We start from the raw sequence: 19991 nt of genomic DNA, 5'->3' as shown, positions 1-19991 counted from the left end.
TTTTGTAAGAATATCTATTTAAGGCAACGAGGATAATTTTTGAAGGGTTAGAGGGTGATTATAAGGCAAAATTTCAAACAAGTTAAATGGTTGCAGCATAGTGATATCCAAACACTTCTTCGCGTTTTGTCTGTGAATGGTGAAGAAGCGCGTATTGTGGGGGGAGCAGTGCGCAATCAGCTGTTAGAGCTGCCTATTAGTGATATTGATATTGCTACAACTTGTTTGCCGCAACAGGTCATAGTGCGTGCAGAAGAAGCAGGATTTAAAGTTATTCCTACAGGTATTGCGTTTGGTACAGTGACTGTAGTTTCGCAGTCATGTTCTTATGAGATAACAACGCTTCGCTCTGATGTTGAAACGGATGGTCGTCATGCAAAAGTGATCTTTGGGCGTGATTGGAAAAAAGATGCTGAACGGCGAGATTTTACGATTAATGCGCTTTATTGTGATGCTGTTGGCCGCCTTTATGATGACGTAGGAGGTTTGAATGATATTGCTCGCCGAACAGTGCGTTTTATCGGTATTGCAGAAAATCGCATTCGCGAAGATTATTTACGTATTTTGCGGTTTTTTCGCTTTTTTGCTTGGTATGGAGCAGGGCGACCTGACGCACAAGGATTAAAAGCGTGTGTTCGCTTAAAAAATGGTCTGCGAAAACTTTCCTCTGAGCGTATTTGGGGAGAGATGAAAAAAATTCTCATGGCTTCAGATCCAACACGTGCTCTTTTATGGATGCGTCAAAGTAGAATTTTGACACACATTTTTCCTGAAACAGAAAAATGGGGCATTGATGGAATTTACTCATTGGTGAAAGCAGAACAGGCTTTTGGTTGGAAAATCGATCCGTTGTTACGGCTGGAAAGTCTTCTCCCTCCTGATCCTATACGCCTTCATGAAATGGCACAGCGTTTGCGTCTATCTAATAAGGAAGAAACGCGATTAAGGGAATGGGCAGAGTTAAAAATGATTAACCAAAATTGTTCAGATGGTTTTGTGCAAAAACTGATTTATTTTCATGGTCGTCAACCGGTTTTAGATCAATTATCCTTGTGCGTGGCAGCAGCACATGTTGCTACCCTAGAAGAAGATGAAGCTTTGCAGAAAGCAGAAAGTTATGGGAGGCTTTATCAGATTGCTCAAAAATGGCAGATTCCTACTTTTCCTGTTAATGGTACGGATTTGATGAAGAAAGGTTTGTCTAGAGGGCTACTTTTGGGAGAAAAGCTCAAAGAGCTGGAAATGATATGGGTTGAAAGTGGATTTTTAATGGATCGTAAGGCATTATTAGAAAAAATTAATTCATAATATGGGTTTTATAAAGAAGCTTTGTACTTTTTTATAAAGTTTCTCTTTTTTCATTATAACCAATTTGGCGAAGCGCTTCTCCTGCCGTTATGGCTACGCTCATTGCCAGATTTAAAGAACGTGCATGTGGTTGCATAGGAATTTTCAATGCACAATCAACGGATTCATGAACATAATCAGGAACTCCTGCCGATTCACGACCAAAAAGTAAAACATCATTTTTCTGATAGCATATTTGCGTATAGCATGTTTCTGCTTTTGTGCTTAAAAGCAAAAGACGACGGTTAAAATGTTTCATAGCACGTATAAAATGTTGCCAATCAATGTGTCGCTCTAGTGAAGCATATTCGAGATAATCCAATCCTGCTCGTTTAAGATTGCGGTCTGACAGATTAAAACCTGCTGGTTCAATAATGTGTATATGTAAACCGAAACAGGCGCTAAGACGCAAAATTGTTCCAGTATTACCAGCAATATCAGGTTGAAAAAGAGCAATATGAAGTGTCATATGCTCTATAGTATGTTTTTTTCTTCGTGTTTGTAAAGAAGTTCTATTGCTTGTTCAAAAAGTATAATTGAGAAACATAGAGTTTTTTCGTTTAACTGTCCTTTATTCTGTATTTTAGGAGGAAGTTATGTTCCCAAGTTTATTATGAGATGCGCAGAAAGGAAACAATGAAAGATGACAATCATCAATGTATTTTAATATGGATATAAGTTATTGTGAAAATATATTTTCTTTAGAGGGTGCTCAGGACTACTTTGTTCGCAAAGTTTTACGGCATATGAGTGAATCTTATCAGAGTGAGAGCTTTATTGGTGATAAAGATAGTGGGGGATGGCGCCGGCTAAAAAATAGGATTTTATCACTTTTTTACCAATATCAATATAGTCAAAACTGTATGATTTCGATGAAGTGCTAAGGCAAATTGAAGGCAAAATTTAAGTTTTGTTTGTAAAAGAGTTCTGTATAAATCTTATTCCTACGCATAAAGACTTTTGTGTCCAGTGAATTGGTGGTTAGAATGTTGCTTGAGCCAAAGGAATTCCTAGTCTTTACAATAAGCAGCATAGTAATAGTTGATAATATATCTACTGATATTACCTTATAGGTGAGGGTATTGAGGATGGGAAGCATGAAAAATGGGGGAGAATAAGCACTATTTTCTAGAGTGAGGGCTATAAGTTTTTTTGGAGAGAAAATAAATTACATAAATGGTAAAAAGCTTTTCTCGAGGTATTTTGTATGGTTTAGGAAACTGAATAATCAGGGATTGTGCGATGGAGGAGGGTATGGTAAAAGAACGCTTTGAGGCATACCCGCCTTACCGATTCCTTTCTTATATTTTGCTGAGGATAGAATGAGGATAGAATAAGGTGATGACAAAATTTCCTCCTTATTTTCCTAAAAGTGCTCTTGCCCGTTGGTTTGATAGACGTTTGCCTCTTCCCCGTTTTTTACAATGCATTTGTTCTTTTTCCTGTTCCACGTAATCTGAATTACTTTTATACATTTGGCGGTATTTTGACCGTTATGCTTTTGTCATAGCTTTTGACTGGCATTGTTTTGGCACTGCACTACGTGCCAGGTGTTCATTTGGCTTTTGAAACTGGTGAACGATTTAGGCATGAGGGACAGTGTGGTTGGCTTTCTCGCCCATGGCATTCTGTAGGATTTTCATTCTTTTTTATGCTGTTTATATTCATTTAGCGCGCGAACTTTATTATGGTTCTTATAAAAATATGCGAGAAATGGTTCGGGTCACGGGTATTTTTATCCATATAATTATGATGGCAATAGCATTTTTTGGTTATGTGCTGGTTTGGGGGATGATGTCTGTTTCAGCGGCTTCAGTGGTTGCGGGTCTTTTAAAGCTATTCCTTTGGTGGGGAGGTGGTTGCATGAGGCACTTCTTGGTGGTTATAGCGTAGGGCAACCGACGCTTAATCATTTTTATGTTTTCCATTATTTTTTGCCTTTTTATGCTATGCTTCGTGCTATAACGTTTAATATTGGTACTCTTTCATCAACTTTTGTGGGCGTTATTCTATTAGTTGGTTCGGTTTTTGTTTTGATTTTTGTTCCATGGTTAGATCGCTCTAAAATATGCTCCACAAGATATCGACCTATTATAGTATTTTCTTTTGGGCATTCATTGTTGATGTTGTTTTTCCTTGTTGGCTGGAGTCAAGAGAAATTAATGATAGCATTCTTTCATAGACGCAATTGGCTACAGCTTATTATTTTATATTCTTTTTGATTGTTTTGCCGATTTTACCTACTTTTGAAAAGTGGCGTTCTCTTCCTTCTTCAATTACTGAAGATATGAAATAGAAGAAAATAAACTATGGTGAATGCTGTTATTAGATTGATTGTTATAGCGATGATAAGCTTTCCTTTTTGGAGTGTTGCGAGTAATCTCTCTGATAAAAAAGAAGAGTTTGTTCCAGTTTTCATGGGCTAAAATATGTAGCTTTTCATGATTTAAAAGCGCTAGGCTATGATTGGGAACAGATTAAAGCTTTTGCTAAGCAATATGAAATGAGTAATGGTCCTAATCGAGAAGGAAAATTTTTTAAACGCGCTGGTATTGCAACAGACAGCTTTCCTTCTCCCTTTGGTAATGAAGAAGAAGTGAGATTGTTCTTAATGATGCTTATCCTCCAAATCTCTCATTGATAGCACGGGCATGCGTCATATCTTTGCCATTTCCTGCTGTTATTTCCGATGTATTGACTCATTACAATACGGCGGGTCCAGATTATATTACAGCTCTTTTAACAGGATATCAGAAGGCACCAGAAAATATGAAAATTGCTAGGGGTTATTGGTATAATCCTTATTTTATTGCAAGTGATTCTTTGATTATGGCGCCTCCATTAAGTGATGGTGTTGTTTCCTATGAGGATGGGGCACCAGAAACAGTTGAACAATATGCGCGCGATGTCTCTGCTTTTTTGGTGTTGGCTTCAGATTCTCACATGGAGATTCGTAAAAAAACCGGTTTTTATGTTATCTTATTTTTCGTTATTTTGGGAGCGCTTGTTTATATTTTAAAAGTTCGTATCTAGCGTGGTTTAGAAAAAAATTGGGAGAGAAGACGAAAGACTGAGAAAAAGAAAAGGTTAAGTTAGGGTACTGGTTTTGAAAGAGTATGGAACAAATCTGATCATGATGCATTGAGTTTTGTAAAATAAAAGCAAAGTAAAAACGGAGATGTTAAAATGAAGAAAATTGCATGTACTACTCTTATATCAGTTTTGATGGTTTATAGTACTTATGCTCAGTCTTTCGCAGTACCCTCTAAACCTGAAATGATTTCTTCAACAGGTACTGTACGGGTGGGTTCAGATATGTCTGTGCGTTATGTTACACCTTTAGCAACGGATTTTGTCGCTTCAAGCCTTATTGGTGCAAATGTATACAATATAGACGATGAGAATATTGGTGAAGTAAAAGATATTATTCTGCGTGAAAATAATATTGCGGGTTTTGTTGTTGCTGTTGGTGGTTTCCTTGGGATAGGGGAGAGTTATGTGGTCGTTTCTCCAGAAACAATCCAGATGATAAATGATTATGGTAAATGGAAACTTATTACAAATGCAACAAAGGATTCTTTAAAGGAAGCTCCAACATTTAAATACGAAGGACGTTGGACACGTTAATTTCATATTTTTATTCTCTATCGAGAGAGCAGTGCTATCATGATATATGGTGGCACCGTTTTTTTGTGCAAAGCTTTCAAGATGAAACATTGAGATGTTAGGTGTTATGTTTAAACAGCATGATATCGCCGTCTTGCACAATGTATTCTTTACCTTCATCGCGGGCTTTTCCTGCTTCTTTTGCGCCGTTTTCTCCACCTAGAGTAATATAATCCTCATAGCTGATGGTTTGGGCACGAATAAAGCCACGTTCAAAGTCTGAGTGAATAACACCAGCTGCTTGAGGGGCTTTTGTGCCACGCGTAATCGTCCATGCTCTTGTTTCCTTAGGTCCACAGGTAAAGTAAGTAATGAGATCAAGCAAAGAGTAGCCAGCGCGAATGAGGCGATTGAGACTCGGTTCAAAGAGTTCTAAGGCATTAAGATATTCTGTAGCCTCTGCATCGTTAAGTTGGGTGATTTCAGCTTCGATAGAAGCAGAAATAATAATGCTTTGAGCATTTTGCTCTGTTGCTATTTTTTCAACGGTTTTGGTAAAGCTATTTCCATGAGCGGCATCATTTTCACTCACATTGCATACATAAAGTACGGGTTTGGAAGTTAGAAGGTTTAAATTATCGAGAATATTACGCTCATCGGAAGAGATATCTTTAAGTAATAACCGGACAGGGCTCCCTTTTTGCAGTAAGTTTAATGCTGCTTCCATTATGGGAAGAATTGTTAAAGCTTCTTTATCTTTTCCGGTTGCACGTTTACGGATTTGTACGATTCGTCGCTCAAGGCTTTCAAGATCGGCAAGCATGAGTTCCGTTTCAACGGTTGTGGCATCAGAAACAGGATCAATGCGGCCTTCTACATGGGTAATATCGTCATCTTGAAAACAGCGTAAAACGTGAACAATGGCATCGACTTCACGGATATTGGCTAAAAATTTATTGCCTAAACCTTCACCTTTTGAAGCGCCACGTACGAGTCCAGCAATATCAACAAAACTGATGCGTGTGGGAATAATTTCTTTTGAACCGGCGATCGATGCAATTTTTTCCATTCGTAAATCCGGAACGGCAACTTCTCCTGTATTTGGCTCGATTGTACAAAAAGGATAGTTAGCAGCTTGAGCTGTCGCTGTTTTTGTTAATGCATTAAAAAGGGTTGATTTACCGACATTAGGTAATCCCACAATACCGCATTTAAAACCCATGAGTATCTTCTTTTCTGTTGATTTTATGGTTAAGATGAAGTGCCTTTGACATTTTTATAGCATATTTTAAGAAGAGTTATAGTCTCTTGTTGCTGTAGGTAAGAAAAAAAGCTACACTGAAAAGACATTTTTCTTTTTTCAGCATATCTAAAAATCCTCTATCTTAATGATAAGGGAATTTCAAATTAATGTTAACAATACGCTAAGTTTTTCGTAGTATGCAAGTCTGCATAAAGAATTGATTGGAAAGAATGTAAGAGTGTTACCTCGTCGTGCTTTTTTAATTGCCGTATCTCTGGCTTTGGTTGGATGTGCTGCGCGTCATTCGGATATATCGTTGGTTCCTTCTCAACAAGTTCGGCACATTCCAGCGGAAATGCAGGCTTTGTACGGGCCTGTAACAAATGAACCTTACTTATTGCCCGCTATTGATCTTTCGACTATTGATCCAAAATTTTGGCGCCAAAAAGTGCTGTATTATACATCTTATCCACCTGGGACATTGGTGATAGATACGCAGGAATGCTTTCTTTACCTTATTGGTGAAAATGGGGAAGCTTTGCGTTATGGCATTGGTGTTGGTAAGGAAGGGCTAGCATTTGAAGGTGAGGGGGTTGTGCAGCGCAAGCGTCGATGGCCAAATTGGGCTCCTACTGCGGCAATGATGGCACGAGAACCAGAACGTTATGGTCATTTGGGAAAAGGAATGCCACCAGGACCCGATAATCCGTTGGGTGCGCGAGCACTGTATCTTTTCAAAAATGGGCAGGATACATTTTTTCGTATTCATGGTTCACATGAATCGTGGTCAATTGGTCGTGCTATTTCAAGCGGGTGTATTCGTTTGCTTAATCAAGATATTATTGATCTTTATGATCGTGTTCCTGCTGGCTCCCGTGTGGTGGTATTGCAAAACAGTGAGCGTCGTAGACCTAGTATGTTAAGTCAACAATCAAATCTTTATGATCCGCTACAGTCAATGATTACTCCAAGTGAATTTTTTTAATTTCAAGGAGGACTAGCTTAGCAAGCCTTATTGGCGTTGTTTCGGTTTTGCGGCTCAATAATCTCTTTTTCGAAAGAGAATGTACCATTTGTAAGAAGTATACAAAGCAATGCTGATTTGTTTTGTAAATTCGCGAAACAAGCTGTTATCGAAAATCTTTGTTTTTCGTTGCTTGTGAAATTTTGTTCATAAAGAGGTCTTCCTCACCCTTGAGGAGGAGAGTGATGTTTTTTGCGATCGCATCTAAGAGAGGAGGTAAGCTTTCCTGGTCAGATTTCGTAAAGTTTCCTAGAACATGTTGATGCACAAGTTCTTTAGAATTGGGGCGTCCAATCCCTAAGCGTATACGATAGTAATCAGTACCACAATGGGCATCAATAGACTTTATACCGTTATGACCATTACTTCCTCCACCAATTTTTATACGCACTTTTCCAAGTGGTAAATCTAATTCATCATAGATGATAATCAAATTCTTCAAGTCCAGTTTATAAAACCGCAAAGCTTCCCCAATGGCTTGGCCGGAGAGATTCATGAAAGTTTGGGGTTTTATAAGAAGCGTTTTCTCCCCATTTATGAAGCCATTGGAGATTTCGGCTTGAAATTTTTTTGACCATGGAGAGAAAGAGAAAAGCTGGTAAATAGCATCAACAGCCATGAAACCGATATTATGGCGGTTATTTTGGTATTGTAAACCAGGATTGCCAAGACCAGCAATAAGCCACATATGTGTGCTTTCAGTAAAGTGTGAGAGGTTAAAAATTTTAATAAAGGCGGGAATTTTCCCGCCTGCTAAAATTTATCAAGTTTTTTCGTTATCTTCATCATTCTCTTGCTCGGAAGTTTTATCACTGATATCCAAGCCAGCAGGGGCTGCTATGGTTGCAATGGTAAAGTCTCGATCTTGGATAACTGGGGTTACCCCTTCTGGCAATTGCACTGCTGAAATATGGATCGAATCACCAATAGAATAGCTGGCGAGATCAATCTCAATTGCTTCAGGGATAGCATTTGCGGGAGCAGTACATTCAATTTCATGGCGAACAATATTGAGGACACCTCCTTTTTTAAGCCCGGGAGCTATCTCTTCATTGAGGAAGTGCACAGGGATATTTACTTCTACAACAGATTTCGCTGAAATACGTAGAAAATCTACATGTAAGGGAAAGTCACGCACGGGATCGAGTTGGTAATCTTTTGGTAAAACCATAATTTTTTGTTTACCAATTGCAATAGTTGCGACAGTGGTACGAAAGCCACCAGCATGAATTTTGTAGAAAATTTCTTTATAGGGAACTGTAATTGCTAAAGGTGGTTGTTTTTCACCATAAATGACAGCAGGTATAAGACCGTTGCGACGAAGTTCACGGGAGGACCCCTTACCAACCCGTTCGCGTATTTCGGCCTTAAGAGTGTAGCTTTTGCTCATAATTTAAGTCCTTTTATATAATTGGAGATTCATCAAAAACTAACAGCAGTTTTTGCATGAATATGAAGATATGCGCTACCAAGCAGCGATTGCTCCATTCTGCGTTGCCTCCAAGGGTGTCTACGCAGAAGTTTTTCTATAATTGAAACCATTCACAGATGCAAGAGTTGTGGGAAAAATCGATGATTTCTATCGTTGGATAAGAGGAAATGCTACAAGTGTGGTTTAGATGAAAAATAAATACTAGCCGATACAAAATCAAATATTGGAGATGTTATGAAGGTTGAGATCGCCTTAGGTGAGATGGCAGAAGGTGGTGCTTTGCGTAAAGCTACACCAGCATTCATTGATCTTGAAGAATTATTGGCGACGCGTCTTCTTGTGCAAGGCAATTCCGGTTCAGGAAAATCACATCTTCTTCGCCGTCTTCTTGAACAAAGTGCTTCATGGGTACAACATTGTGTGATTGATCCAGAAGGTGATTTTATAACTTTGGCAGATAAATTTGGCCATGTCATTGTTGAAGCTCAAAGGAGCGAACTAGAACTGACACGTATTGCTCACCGAATTCGCCAACATCGCGTTTCGGTGGTGTTCAACCTTGAAGGTTTAGATACCGAACAACAGATGCGCGCTGTGGGGGCTTTTCTTGGTGCACTGTTTGATGTGGAACGTGATTATTGGTATCCTATGCTTGTTGTTGTTGATGAAGCGCAATTGTTTGCTCCAGCTGCGGCAGGAGAGGTTTCTGATGAAGCTCGTAAAATTTCGCTGAGTGCTATGACCAATCTTATGTGTCGAGGGCGCAAACGTGGTCTTGCTGGTGTCATCGCGACACAACGCTTAGCTAAGCTTGCCAAAAACGTAGCTGCTGAAGCTTCAAATTTTTTAATAGGACGCACTTTTTTAGATATTGATATGGTGCGGGCTGCTGATCTCTTGGGGATGGAGCGTCGTCAGGCGGAAATGTTTAGAGATCTTGAGCGCGGTCATTTTATAGCTTTAGGCCCTGCTTTATCAAGGCGTCCCTTACCAATTATCATTGGCTCTGTCGAAACATTAGCACGTTCTTCTAGTCCCAAATTAATGCCTCTTCCAACAGAGCGTGCTGATGTGAAAGAACTCGTTTTTACTGCTTCGCCAGAGGAAATTTTAATTCCATGCAAGCACTCACGAGAAACCGTGAGAGAAAAGTCAATTCATGAGATGTTGGAGGAGGCGGTGCAGAAAAAACAAGAATTACTGGAAGAAGAACCAAGCTTATTTCCTGAACTTTCTGCTGCTGATCGTAATCTGCAGCTAGAACGTGTTATTCGGGAAATTCTTGATGACCCTGAGGCCTTCTATCGTTCAACAGCGGTGCTTTATCAAGATTTTTTGGTTCGTTGTCGTATTCATGGTCACTCAGGGGACTTTTTAAATCTTTCGCAATTTCGGCGTAAATTAGCTATTGCTCAGGCTTCTGTTGACGAAAAAACTGCTGTAAGTGAAAACTGGAAATGTATTTTGCATCTATCGGAAAGTTTGGAAGATGATGTTCAAGGTGTTTTTTTGCATGTAGCACAGGCTGCCTTAAGTAAAAAACCGTGTCCATCGGATGCATTTCTGGCACGTCTTTATGGAACCCATTCTTTAAGTCGTGCACGCCGACTTTTAACCTATTTTGAAGAGCGTGGACTCATTGCTATCCATACACATCTTAGCGGTCAACGTATTATTGCTTTCCCCGATCTTGGTGTGGAAACAGCACCAGGAGATCCCAAGGAACCAGTTTAACCGAATAAGCTCGAGACAGATTGTTCTGCCGCTGTTCTTGCAATTGCTTCTCCAAGAAGATCGGCAATTGGTAAAACGCGAACATTATGCGCCTCCTCAATTGTTTGTGTTGGCATAATTGAATCCGTAATAACCAATTCTTTCATTTCTGAATTTGTAATACGTTCGATCGCATTTCCAGAAAGAATACCATGTGTAATATAAGCAGTGACGCTCTTGGCACCGTGTTTAAGGAGAGCACTTGCTGCATTACATAAGGTTCCACCTGAATCAACAATATCATCGAGCAAAAGACAATCTTTTCCGGATACATCTCCAATGATATTCATAACTTCTGATTCACCTGGACGTTCACGACGTTTATCAACGATAGCAAGCAAACTGTTTAAGCGTTTGGCTAAGGAGCGTGCACGTACGACGCCACCAACATCAGGTGAAACAACAATGACATTTTCAAGAGAATAATGCATTTTGACATCGCGAGAAATAACAGGAACAGCATAGAGATTATCCGTTGGAATATCAAAAAATCCTTGAATTTGTCCTGCATGAAGATCCAATGTCAAAACGCGATGAGCTCCTGCTTCAGTAATCAGATTGGCAACAAGTTTTGCAGAAATGGGGGTACGGGGGCCAGGTTTACGGTCTTGGCGAGCATAACCAAAATAGGGGATAACAGCCGTGATGCGGCGTGCTGAAGAACGGCGAAGCGCATCAATCATGATGAGTAATTCCATCAAATGATCGTTTGCGGGATAGGATGTGGATTGCAAAACAAACACGTCCTGTCCACGCACATTTTCATGTAATTCTACGAAAATCTCTTGATCAGCAAAACGTTTTACAGTTGCTTTGCCTAAGGGAATGTTTAAATAATTTGCGACATCTTCAGCAAGGCGTGGATTAGAATTGCCGCAGAAAAGTTTCATGATAAATCCTCTGAGTAATCACGATGAAGTGTGATATGGTTTTTAGCTTCTTGTTACCAGATTACAAGGAAACAATTACAAGAGCATTACAATTTTATTTATCATTGTTAAAGAAGGTATGCGTTTTATTGGCTCTTTTTCCAAAATTTTGTTACTTTTAGAGTAAAGTTTTTTCTCCATGCGGCAAAGAGATACATATTGATTAAGCTTTTTGATTATTACTTTGTCAAAAAAATGCTTTCAATATGGGGAATGTTCCATATTTAATAAGATGAATGAAGGGGAGTAAAGAAAAAGAAGCATCGTCTTGCTTTCAATCATTATAACCAAAAATTGAAAATAATTCAGAGCAAAAGCTATCATATTTTATGGGCTGGTAGATGATTTTGTAAAAAAGCAAAGTATAATGGGATTCATTTGCACATTTAGGTAAAAAGTTCAGTTTTGTATTTTTGGTATTGTTTTAAAGCATAAAAGAGGATCATCTTTTATTTTTAGCATAATAGCAGAGATTTGCCGTCCGTAATCAGTTTCGCTGCGGTGTGTTGCACGGCGATAGGAGAAAAAACGCTTTTCATCTTTGTAGGTGCAAAGCTCTACACAAGAAGAATTAACACCTGCTTCTATGAGCTGATGCATAATGAATGCCCATAGATTAAAATAAAAGTGATTTGTTTTGTCTGTTTTTATAAAATATTTTTGGTATTTGCTGTGGCAATCAATAAATTGGTCGTAAAATTCACTTGTTACTTCATAGTGGCAAGGACCAATACAAGGTCCAAGGACTGCTGTTATTGATTGTCGTTTAGCTCCTTGTTTTTCCATAATAGAAATTGTTTTCTCGATAATTCCATTTAAGCTTCCTCGCCATCCAGCGTGTGTAGCCGCAATGACACCTGCTTGAGGATCAGCAAACAGAACTGGTCCACAATCTGCTGTAAGAACACCAATTACAAGATCTTTTGTAGTCGTAACGAGAGCATCGGCTTGAGGGGGAGAGCCGATACAAGCTTTGTCAACGACAACGACTTCACAAGAGTGTATTTGATTGACAGTGACTAAATTTTGTACCTCAACATCAAAATAATGAGCGACCAAAGTGCGGTTTTGTGCAATATGTTCAGGGTGATCATTTGAGCTTTGGCCAACATTAAGGCTTTGGTAAAGGCTTTTTGAAACACCACCTTGACGAGTAAAAAAACCATGTTTTATCCCTTGGTGGTGTAAAGCAGAAAGATTTTTTGCAAGGATAGGAATAGGGACAGGATTCATAAAAATTCCTTATATGGGTAGTGATTTTCAAAGTGAGAATGATGTATGAGATGCATTTGTCAATAAGTCTTGTTGCCAGTCATTAAAATCTAGGAGGTAGTGATATATTTTTGTCACAAACATGCAAGACTTTAAATAATTTACCCATTTGATCTGGACTGACTAATCGTTCGATATCTTGGCGGATTTTGTCTTGCAATGTAGTGCTTTTGCCCACTCCAAGATGTTTTGCGCGTTCCAGAAGACCCATTTTTAAAAGAAAATCTCCTTGCTCGAAGATTTCAGCAAAACAACCTTGTTCAAGGGCTATTTTTTTTAAAAAGAAAAAACCAACATGTGATGTTAAATCATGTTCACCAGGAGCATCGAAAATATCACGGAATCTGTGTTTCGACAGCGCTTGCAGTGTATCGCCAAATGCAAGATCAGCAGCACCATAATCAATGAGCAAAGCAGAACCTTTTCCTTGTACTAAGCGGTTGCTGATGTATTGCATAAATTGATGCCGTGAGGGCGCATGTTCAAAAATTGTTCCATCAGGGACTTTAGAATCGTAGAATTGTAAGCAAGAAGAAGGAAATTTACGCGGGTCAGCAACAAATGTGAATTCTCCATTTTGATCGATTGTAATGCGGCGTTCTCTCCATTCTCCATTAATTTTAATATATTGGTTGATGGGGAGTGTATCGAAGAATTCATTGGCTATTAAGAAGAGTGGTTTTGAGGGGATTTGATCAAAACTCTCAATGCTATGGATTTGTTTTTGATAGGAGGAAAGGCGATTTCTTTGTCTTTCTGCGAGCTTTTTACTTATTTCAAGAAGAAAAACTTCAGCAGATTCAAATGCTGTTGTGGATAATTTTTGAATGGTACGCAAAACATCATCCATGAGAGTTCCACGTCCTGGACCTATTTCAGCTAGAATGAAAGGTTGAGGACAACCATGAGCGTTCCAGCTTGCAAGAGTCCAAATCCCAATCATCTCTCCAAATAATTGGCTTATTTCAGGTGCGGTAATGAAATCACCTGTACGCCCAAAGGGATTTTGTGTTTGATAATAGCCAAATTGAGGATCAGTGAGTGCCAAAGCCATATATTGGCTAACAGTGATTGGTCCATTGCGTGTAATAATTCCTTTAATTTTCTTTTTAAGGGTAGTCATTATTTTGTGGGTTGCTGTCTAAGGGCTTGGAAAAGGAGATATCCCCCCAAAAAAAGCATAGGAAAAGTTAAAGCCATGCCATAGGTAAATCCAGTTGAATGAAAAAGGGTAGAAAACCATTCTGGGTCTTCTTGAGGAGTACGGTAAATTTCTGAAATGCTCCGTGCTATTGCGTAGCCTATAATAAATGTTCCTGCCACTATGCCGGGGCGCTTTAATGCTTTGAAGGCAAAAATGATAAGGCATAAGATGATGAAAAGAAGAAATCCTTCCATGAAAGCTTCGTAGAGTTGACTTGGATGGCGTGGTAGATACTGAGGATCTTGAGGAAAGCAAACAGCCCAAGGGTGTGTGGTCATATTGCCCCATAATTCTTGGTTGATGAAGTTGCATATCCGTACAATACCGATGCCAATAGGAGAACCTGCTGCAATTATATCAAACATTGCTCGTATGTTGATATTGTTTTTATGGGCAAACAAGACCATTGCAATGATGATGGCAACAAGCCCGCCATGGAAGGACATTCCCCCATTCCACACTGCGATGATGGCACTTGGATGGCTAAAATAATAAATAGGATCCCATACAAGTACTTGCCCTAAGCGGCCACCAACAACAACACTGATGGCAGACCAAACAACAAAATCCCCTATCTTTTCCTTATCCATAGGAGGATGATTTGCATACCATAGGGTTTGCTTTTTTAATAATTTTTGTGCATACCACCAAGCGAAAAGAATACCCACTACGTAACCAAGTCCATACCAATGGAGAGATACGAGGCCTAAGTGTATAATTACGGGGTCGAGAAAAGATGGAAAAGCGATGGCTGGACAAGAAAGATTGTTCATGAGCGAGGTGTTTTACATTATATAAGGTTACATGATGATCAAAAATGACAGACGGATGCGCAATGGTCAAGCTAGGAGAGTAATAGATTTCCACTGAATTTTAGTGTTAAAATCTTATGATGGTAAAAGCAGTGTAAAAAGGCTTAAAATAAAATCTGCATGACGAAACCTAGAGGGTAAGGTAAAATATATAGGATAAAAGGAACAAATACAGTATCTAAATATTATGAATATATACGCTATAGTGCGTTCATTAATAATTAAACTTAAGGAAAAACATTATGCGTAATGGATCGAACCGTATTCTTGATGAATTGGCAAAATTAGCAACAGATGCCGCCGATGTCGCACAAGGTATACGGCGTGAAGCTGGAACAGCTTTTCGTTTGCAGGCCGAAAAGATGGCCAATAGACTTGATCTTGTTTCACGTGAAGAATTTGAAGCGTTTAAGGAGATGGTGTTGAAAGCGCGTGCTGACAATGTTGATTTGAAAAAACGTCTTGATGATTTGGAAAAAACGCAATCACGAAAAAAAGCAAGATAGTTTTTATAAAAATTAAGAGTCCTAGAAAAAATATCCCCAATTTTTCAATGTGATGCGTAAAACTAAAAAATGCTTAATCCTGAGTCTGTTAGAGTAGATCGGCTCTTTATTTTTTGATTTGTTTTTTATAAAAAAACATTTTTTTGAATCAGGGGGCTAGTACTGTGAATTTGTATCAATACACTGGGAAAGCTTGATGATTCGTTTTATTATTATCAGGCTACCGCGGAGAGCATTATTGAGTTCTGGGTAGTGTGTACTGTCGATTGTTTCTAATGTGTATTTGTTTGGTGTAAAAGCTTTGATTGTAGCAAAGTGTTGTTACAGTTTGGGCGGTTTATGTTCTGTTGACAATGTTTTAATATGATTGAGGGTTATAATGAGGCTTGCATTTCGCGCCACAGAAAGGGAAGAACATCCTGTTGACTTTATTGAACAAATTGCCTGTAAATATGATTGGTCATTTGAGCGGGATGCAGAAGATGAAATTAGCGTTTGTGTGGAAGGGAAGCGCGCAAATTATCGTCTTGCTTTTTCATGGATGGAAGAGCACGAAGCACTTCATTTGGCTTGTTCGTTTGATCTCTCTATTAAAAATGCTCGAACAGCTGAAATACAGCGCTTATTGCTAGCAATTAATGAAAAGTTGTTGTTGGGACATTTTGATTATTGGCAAGGGAATAATTCAGTTATTTATCGGCAGGGGCTTCTCCTGGCTGGTGGGTTGCATCCATCTCATGTACAGGTTGAAACATTGTTGATATATGCTCTTAAAGTCTGTGAAAGCCATTATGTTGCATTTCAGATGGTTGCTTTGGGTGGGGAAAACGCTTATAAGGCACTGCAATACACTTTGTTTGAAACTGTAGGGAACGCTTAAATCATCACGTTTGTTTGATGATTTTTGCTTGTGGATGATTTGTAAAATATTGCTCACAGAGGAATATCGATAATAGCGCGTAAGCCCCCTAAAGGGCTATCACTTAATTGAATACTACCTCCATGGCTACGTGCTATATCTTGAGCAATAGAAAAACCGAGACCGGTCCCACTTGCATCTTGATTTCGTGCTTTATCAAGTCGAAAGAATGGCTTAAAAACTTCTGTGCGCATATTTTTATCAATGCCAGGTCCATTATCATCGATGGTCAAGATGAAAGACTCTTTTTGGTATATGGCTGTTAATTGGATAATGTTGGCGTAACAAAATGCATTTGACACAAGATTGCTGACTAGGCGGGTGAAGGCACGTGGACGTACTTGTATGTGTGTAGGGCCTTCAATGGTATAAGAAAATTGACGTTTGTGAAGATGGGCATCGGCGGAGAATTTTTGCATAAGAGCATCTAAATCAAAGCTTTTAACACTTTCATTTCCTTCGCCACGGGCAAAAGCAAGGTAGTCTTCTAATATATTTTGCATATCACCTACATCTTGCTCAAGTGGTTTAATATCAAAGTCAGTATTTACTAACGCTAGCTGAAGTTTAAAGCGTGTAAGAATGGTTCTTAAATCATGACTTACTCCTGAGAGCATCATGGTGCGTTGTTCGATTTGGCGTTCAATGCGTTCTCGCATGCGTAAAAAAGCAATGCCAGCGCGACGAACTTCATCAGCTCCTTGTGGTTGAAATCCTTCTGGTAAAGGACGACCGCGTCCAAAGCTTTCTGCTGCTTCAGCCAATTGTTGAATCGGTTTGATTTGGTTGCGCAGAAAGTAAATCGCTATCAATAATAAAACAAGAGCTGTTCCTACCATCCAGCTTAAAAAAATACCAGTATTGGAAGCATAGGCTTGGCTGCGCAGTGCAAAGACGCGTAAAATGTTGCGACCAAGGTGAATGCGGATTTCGACAAGATCAGAATCGCCTACTGTATCAATCCAGAAGGGGCGGTTAATTTGGCGAGTGATTTCTTCACTTAGAAAATAATCAAGAATTGCAAAAAATGGCCTAGGTCCTGGGGGGGGAAGGGGGGCAGGTGGTAGGATAGAAATGTTTAATCCCATGCGTTGTTGTGCAATACGCTTGATATCTTCATAGTTATCTTGTTGCGGATATGTTTCAATAATGTCAATAATGGCCGCAATATCACGAACAACAGCAGTTGAAAGACGCTCGGTCACCATTTGCCAATGGCGTTCCATAAAAACGTAAGCAATTACTGTTTGCAGGAGTACCATAGGAGCGATAATGATAATTAAAGAGCGGGCATAAAGCCGTTTAGGCATCTTCTTTGTTAACCAGCGGATAAGTTTTTTTGAAGATTCGATCATTATGCGCCTACTCAATGGAGAGTTTATAACCTATTCCTCGCACAGTCTGGAGCCATTTGGGAATTGCTGGGTTTTTTTCAATCTTATGGCGTAGACGATTGATTTGTACATCAATGGCACGTTCACCAATATTACTGCTATTCATTGCGAATTTATGGCGCGGTATCGTATCACCTGCATTTTCAGCAAAAATGACCATCATTTCTTGTTCCTTATCTGTCAATTTAATAACTTGTCCTTCTTTTTTAAGTTCACGTCGCGCAATTGAAAATATATAAGGTCCGAAAACTATCTGCTCAATTTTGGGTTGGTTCGATGGAAAACCACGCCGTAAAATAGCATTGATACGAAGGAGAAGCTCACGAGGATCAAACGGTTTAGCGAGATAGTCATCTGCACCTGCTTCTAATCCATGGATACGATTGTCTATTTCCGACAAAGCTGTGAGCATGAGAATGGGAACATCTTTTTTTTGACGGAGCGAAAGGGTGAGATCAATGCCGTTTTCGCCTGGCATCATGACATCAACTATAAGAAGGTCAAAATCTAAGCTTGCAAGTTGCCGTCTTGCTTCACCAGCATTAGCAGCGACTGAAACACGAAATCCATTCTTCATGAGAAATTGAAATAAAAGATTGCGGATACGCGTGTCGTCGTCAATTACAAGAAGGTGAGGTGCGTCATCACACAAAACTTGAATGTGATCAGTCATTCTTTAAAGCCTTGATAAAAATTCAGTTTACAAAAAATTTAAGTTTACATAAGTTGCATAAAGCTGTCGAGCTGGCACTTTTATTCTATAAAGTGGGAGTGTTATTTAAAAGCTTGAAAAAATTTACTTTTGAAAAGGATATCATGGGTAATTTTAGGACACATATTATTCCGGTCACACCTTTCCAACAAAATTGCACTTTGCTTTTTGACAATGAATGTAAAACGGGGGTTTTAGTTGACCCTGGTGGTGATTGGCATCGGATTCAAGAAATGATCGAAAAGAGTGGTGTTATCGTTGAGGCTATTTGGATAACACATGGTCATATTGATCATGTGGGAGCGGCAATGCAAGCTAAAGAGACGCTTAATGTGAAAATTATTGGTTCACATCGTGATGATAAACCTGTAATGGATGCTGTAAGCGAAAGCGCAAAAAATTACGGTATAACTGATGTGCGTATTTGTGTTCCTGACCAATGGTTAGAAGATGGCGAGAATGTTTGTTTTGCTGGACATGTGTTTAGGGTTTTTCATACCCCAGGACATTCCCCTGGTCATGTTATTTATTTCAATGAAAAAGAACGTTTTGCCCTCTTGGGTGATGTTCTCTTTCGTGGTTCTATTGGACGTACGGATTTTCCATTCTGTTCTCATGAAGAGTTGATGAAATCTCTTAAGAAGAAAGTTTTGCCATTAGGCGACGACGTTCGCTTCATTTGTGGTCATGGTCCCGGAAGTCAAATAGGCTATGAGCGCCAGTGGAATCCTTTTTTGCAAGGAATTAATGAATGAAAACACGAAAAAACCCGCTTTAGAGCGGGTTTTTGAATGTTCATTCAGGTCATTTTACTGGAGCATAGCAGAAGTGATCTAAGCCGTCATAGCCTCGAAAAGTTCCTGTTTTAGGGTTAAATGAACGGTATCTTGTTTTACAATATTTAAGCCAGTCAGCAGTCCGTGGCTGATATGTCGTTTCTGATTGTATTTCATAAATTACCTGACTTTGTGGAACTTGTCGGTACACTACACGATTTTGTGGTGCAGTTTGGTAAACAATTTGTGGTTGCTCTGGTTGTTTTAGGACATTACCGAGAATCGCACCTGCAGCAAGGCCAATAATTCCCGCTGCTAAAGTATCACCTGAGTTATTACGATTCACGTGATGATGATGATGGTGTGTTGTCGTTTCGCGCTCGACATAACTGTATGTTTTGCGTTCAACATGATGATGTTTTTGTTCCCTCCTTTTATGGTCAACATGACGATGGTGCTGATTATCAGAAGAATAAAAAGGGTGATGCTTACTAAGAACGGAACGATAGCTATAATCATCAGAGCGGATGCTAAAGTTGTGAGAAGGGAAATGACTTTCCGCCTTTATTCTTCTCATCGAATTATCCATTCTCTTTTGCATTCTATCTATTTCTCTCGTAGCATATTCACTATGAAAGGATGCCATGTCCGCAAGCGTTGTACCTAATGGCACCAAAACGGCTGCAGTTGACATTGCTGATAATACTGCCACTCTAATCACTTTTTTCATAACAACGCTCCTTAATGTAAATTCGCATTTTTTTATATTCTATATATGCCAAACTGAATAGAGCCTGAACAATTTTGGATTTTATTATGACAAAAAAAATAAAAATTTATTTAGTTAAACCTGTCAATGGTACGATAAAATAATGACAGAATTTTAATTTCAATTAATGTACTTTGACTGAGGTGAATTAATAAGTTTGTACTGAGAGTCCAAGATTTTTTACTATGGGATGTAAACTCTTTATTTAAGGATACTTTTTCTATCACTTGATACAATATGAATTGAACAATAGGTGTATGAATAAAAGTTATC

18 protein-coding genes and 2 pseudogenes are annotated in these 19991 nt (G+C 39.0%); 9 read left to right on the top strand and 11 right to left on the bottom strand.

What is annotated here, in order from left to right; genetic code table 11:
- Positions 1-54 precede the first annotated feature (54 nt).
- A complete protein-coding gene (locus tag V4P57_RS05910; RefSeq protein ID WP_455465666.1) occupies positions 55-1308 on the top strand; it encodes a CCA tRNA nucleotidyltransferase in 1254 nt (417 codons plus the stop codon).
- A 31-nt stretch (positions 1309-1339) separates the two neighbouring features.
- On the opposite strand, the gene V4P57_RS05905 is transcribed toward V4P57_RS05910, so the two are convergent.
- Entirely contained in the window at positions 1340-1816 is a 477-nt protein-coding gene (locus V4P57_RS05905; protein ID WP_455465665.1) for a tRNA (cytidine(34)-2'-O)-methyltransferase, read from the bottom strand.
- Positions 1817-2688: 872 nt separating this feature from the next.
- Between V4P57_RS05905 and V4P57_RS05900 the strand changes: the two are divergent.
- From V4P57_RS05900 to V4P57_RS05890, 3 genes and pseudogenes are all read left to right on the top strand, one after another.
- Positions 2689-3663, top strand: a pseudogene (locus V4P57_RS05900) (cytochrome b).
- Positions 3657-4421, top strand: a pseudogene (locus V4P57_RS05895) (cytochrome c1). Before V4P57_RS05900 ends, V4P57_RS05895 begins: the two co-directional pseudogenes overlap by 7 nt.
- A gap of 112 nt (positions 4422-4533) precedes the next feature.
- The gene (locus V4P57_RS05890) at positions 4534-4974 is read left to right on the top strand and encodes a PRC-barrel domain-containing protein (protein WP_455465664.1); all 441 of its coding nucleotides are present in this window, start codon (positions 4534-4536) and stop codon (positions 4972-4974) included.
- Between the two features lie 97 nt (positions 4975-5071).
- Here V4P57_RS05890 and ychF read toward each other — a convergent pair whose 3' ends face one another.
- Positions 5072-6175, bottom strand: a complete 1104-nt coding sequence (ychF, locus tag V4P57_RS05885; protein ID WP_455465663.1) for a redox-regulated ATPase YchF — start codon at positions 6173-6175, stop codon at positions 5072-5074.
- A 259-nt stretch (positions 6176-6434) separates the two neighbouring features.
- Between ychF and V4P57_RS05880 the strand changes: the two genes are divergently transcribed.
- A complete protein-coding gene (locus V4P57_RS05880) occupies positions 6435-7181 on the top strand; it encodes a L,D-transpeptidase (RefSeq protein WP_455465662.1) in 747 nt (248 codons plus the stop codon).
- A gap of 145 nt (positions 7182-7326) precedes the next feature.
- Here the strand turns inward: V4P57_RS05880 and pth are convergent, their stop codons facing one another.
- Both pth and V4P57_RS05870 read right to left on the bottom strand, forming a co-directional pair.
- The gene (gene pth, locus V4P57_RS05875; protein ID WP_455465661.1) at positions 7327-7908 is read right to left on the bottom strand and encodes an aminoacyl-tRNA hydrolase; all 582 of its coding nucleotides are present in this window, start codon (positions 7906-7908) and stop codon (positions 7327-7329) included.
- 75 nt (positions 7909-7983) lie between these two features.
- Positions 7984-8610, bottom strand: a complete 627-nt coding sequence (locus V4P57_RS05870; RefSeq protein ID WP_455465660.1) for a 50S ribosomal protein L25/general stress protein Ctc — start codon at positions 8608-8610, stop codon at positions 7984-7986.
- A gap of 276 nt (positions 8611-8886) precedes the next feature.
- Between V4P57_RS05870 and V4P57_RS05865 the strand changes: the two genes are divergently transcribed.
- A complete protein-coding gene (locus V4P57_RS05865; protein ID WP_455465659.1) occupies positions 8887-10386 on the top strand; it encodes an ATP-binding protein in 1500 nt (499 codons plus the stop codon).
- Here the strand turns inward: V4P57_RS05865 and V4P57_RS05860 are convergent.
- From V4P57_RS05860 to lgt, 4 genes are all read right to left on the bottom strand, one after another.
- Complete coding sequence (locus tag V4P57_RS05860; RefSeq protein WP_455465658.1) at positions 10383-11315, bottom strand: ribose-phosphate pyrophosphokinase; 933 nt, start codon at positions 11313-11315, stop codon at positions 10383-10385. The genes V4P57_RS05865 and V4P57_RS05860 overlap by 4 nt on opposite strands.
- Before the next feature lie 438 nt (positions 11316-11753).
- A complete protein-coding gene (pgeF, locus tag V4P57_RS05855; RefSeq protein ID WP_455465657.1) occupies positions 11754-12587 on the bottom strand; it encodes a peptidoglycan editing factor PgeF in 834 nt (277 codons plus the stop codon).
- A gap of 82 nt (positions 12588-12669) precedes the next feature.
- Entirely contained in the window at positions 12670-13749 is a 1080-nt protein-coding gene (locus V4P57_RS05850) for a class I SAM-dependent methyltransferase (protein ID WP_455465656.1), read from the bottom strand.
- A complete protein-coding gene (lgt, locus tag V4P57_RS05845) occupies positions 13749-14603 on the bottom strand; it encodes a prolipoprotein diacylglyceryl transferase (RefSeq protein WP_455465655.1) in 855 nt (284 codons plus the stop codon). The genes V4P57_RS05850 and lgt overlap by 1 nt, the downstream gene beginning before the upstream one ends.
- Before the next feature lie 281 nt (positions 14604-14884).
- On the opposite strand from lgt, the gene V4P57_RS05840 reads away from it, so the two are divergent.
- Positions 14885-15148 (top strand): accessory factor UbiK family protein, encoded by a 264-nt coding sequence (locus V4P57_RS05840; RefSeq protein ID WP_455465654.1) that lies wholly within the window; start codon positions 14885-14887, stop codon positions 15146-15148.
- A 379-nt stretch (positions 15149-15527) separates the two neighbouring features.
- Positions 15528-16028 carry a YbjN domain-containing protein gene (locus tag V4P57_RS05835; protein ID WP_455465653.1) on the top strand — a complete coding sequence of 167 codons (501 nt, stop codon included), beginning with the start codon at positions 15528-15530 and terminating at the stop codon, positions 16026-16028.
- Between the two features lie 53 nt (positions 16029-16081).
- Here V4P57_RS05835 and V4P57_RS05830 read toward each other — a convergent pair whose 3' ends face one another.
- Together V4P57_RS05830 and V4P57_RS05825 are read right to left on the bottom strand one after the other, a co-directional pair.
- Positions 16082-17422, bottom strand: coding sequence for an ATP-binding protein (locus V4P57_RS05830; protein WP_455465652.1), 1341 nt, complete (start codon positions 17420-17422; stop codon positions 16082-16084).
- A 7-nt stretch (positions 17423-17429) separates the two neighbouring features.
- Entirely contained in the window at positions 17430-18134 is a 705-nt protein-coding gene (locus V4P57_RS05825; protein ID WP_455465651.1) for a response regulator, read from the bottom strand.
- Positions 18135-18277: 143 nt separating this feature from the next.
- Between V4P57_RS05825 and V4P57_RS05820 the strand changes: the two genes are divergently transcribed.
- A complete protein-coding gene (locus V4P57_RS05820) occupies positions 18278-18928 on the top strand; it encodes an MBL fold metallo-hydrolase (protein WP_455465650.1) in 651 nt (216 codons plus the stop codon).
- A 49-nt stretch (positions 18929-18977) separates the two neighbouring features.
- Here the strand turns inward: V4P57_RS05820 and V4P57_RS05815 are convergent, their stop codons facing one another.
- Positions 18978-19679: a BA14K family protein gene (locus tag V4P57_RS05815; protein WP_455465649.1), complete on the bottom strand. Its 702-nt coding sequence runs from the start codon at positions 19677-19679 to the stop codon at positions 18978-18980.
- Between the last annotated feature and the right edge of the window lie 312 nt (positions 19680-19991).

It is taken from the genome of Bartonella sp. B39 (assembly GCF_053795145.1).
This window is presented reverse-complemented; position numbering and strand designations above follow the sequence as displayed.

Excerpts from the sequence above, each read along its gene's own strand:
- V4P57_RS05905 (WP_455465665.1), bottom strand. The coding sequence starts at position 1,816 with ATGACACTTCATATTGCTCTTTTTCAACCTGATATTGCTGGTAATACT.
- V4P57_RS05890 (WP_455465664.1), top strand. The coding sequence starts at position 4,534 with ATGAAGAAAATTGCATGTACTACTCTTATATCAGTTTTGATGGTTTAT.
- ychF (WP_455465663.1), bottom strand. The coding sequence starts at position 6,175 with ATGGGTTTTAAATGCGGTATTGTGGGATTACCTAATGTCGGTAAATCA.
- pth (WP_455465661.1), bottom strand. The coding sequence starts at position 7,908 with ATGTGGCTTATTGCTGGTCTTGGCAATCCTGGTTTACAATACCAAAAT.
- V4P57_RS05870 (WP_455465660.1), bottom strand. The coding sequence starts at position 8,610 with ATGAGCAAAAGCTACACTCTTAAGGCCGAAATACGCGAACGGGTTGGT.
- V4P57_RS05865 (WP_455465659.1), top strand. The coding sequence starts at position 8,887 with ATGAAGGTTGAGATCGCCTTAGGTGAGATGGCAGAAGGTGGTGCTTTG.
- V4P57_RS05860 (WP_455465658.1), bottom strand. The coding sequence starts at position 11,315 with ATGAAACTTTTCTGCGGCAATTCTAATCCACGCCTTGCTGAAGATGTC.
- pgeF (WP_455465657.1), bottom strand. The coding sequence starts at position 12,587 with ATGAATCCTGTCCCTATTCCTATCCTTGCAAAAAATCTTTCTGCTTTA.
- V4P57_RS05850 (WP_455465656.1), bottom strand. The coding sequence starts at position 13,749 with ATGACTACCCTTAAAAAGAAAATTAAAGGAATTATTACACGCAATGGA.
- lgt (WP_455465655.1), bottom strand. The coding sequence starts at position 14,603 with ATGAACAATCTTTCTTGTCCAGCCATCGCTTTTCCATCTTTTCTCGAC.
- V4P57_RS05840 (WP_455465654.1), top strand. The coding sequence starts at position 14,885 with ATGCGTAATGGATCGAACCGTATTCTTGATGAATTGGCAAAATTAGCA.
- V4P57_RS05835 (WP_455465653.1), top strand. The coding sequence starts at position 15,528 with ATGAGGCTTGCATTTCGCGCCACAGAAAGGGAAGAACATCCTGTTGAC.
- V4P57_RS05830 (WP_455465652.1), bottom strand. The coding sequence starts at position 17,422 with ATGATCGAATCTTCAAAAAAACTTATCCGCTGGTTAACAAAGAAGATG.
- V4P57_RS05825 (WP_455465651.1), bottom strand. The coding sequence starts at position 18,134 with ATGACTGATCACATTCAAGTTTTGTGTGATGACGCACCTCACCTTCTT.
- V4P57_RS05820 (WP_455465650.1), top strand. The coding sequence starts at position 18,278 with ATGGGTAATTTTAGGACACATATTATTCCGGTCACACCTTTCCAACAA.
- V4P57_RS05815 (WP_455465649.1), bottom strand. The coding sequence starts at position 19,679 with ATGAAAAAAGTGATTAGAGTGGCAGTATTATCAGCAATGTCAACTGCA.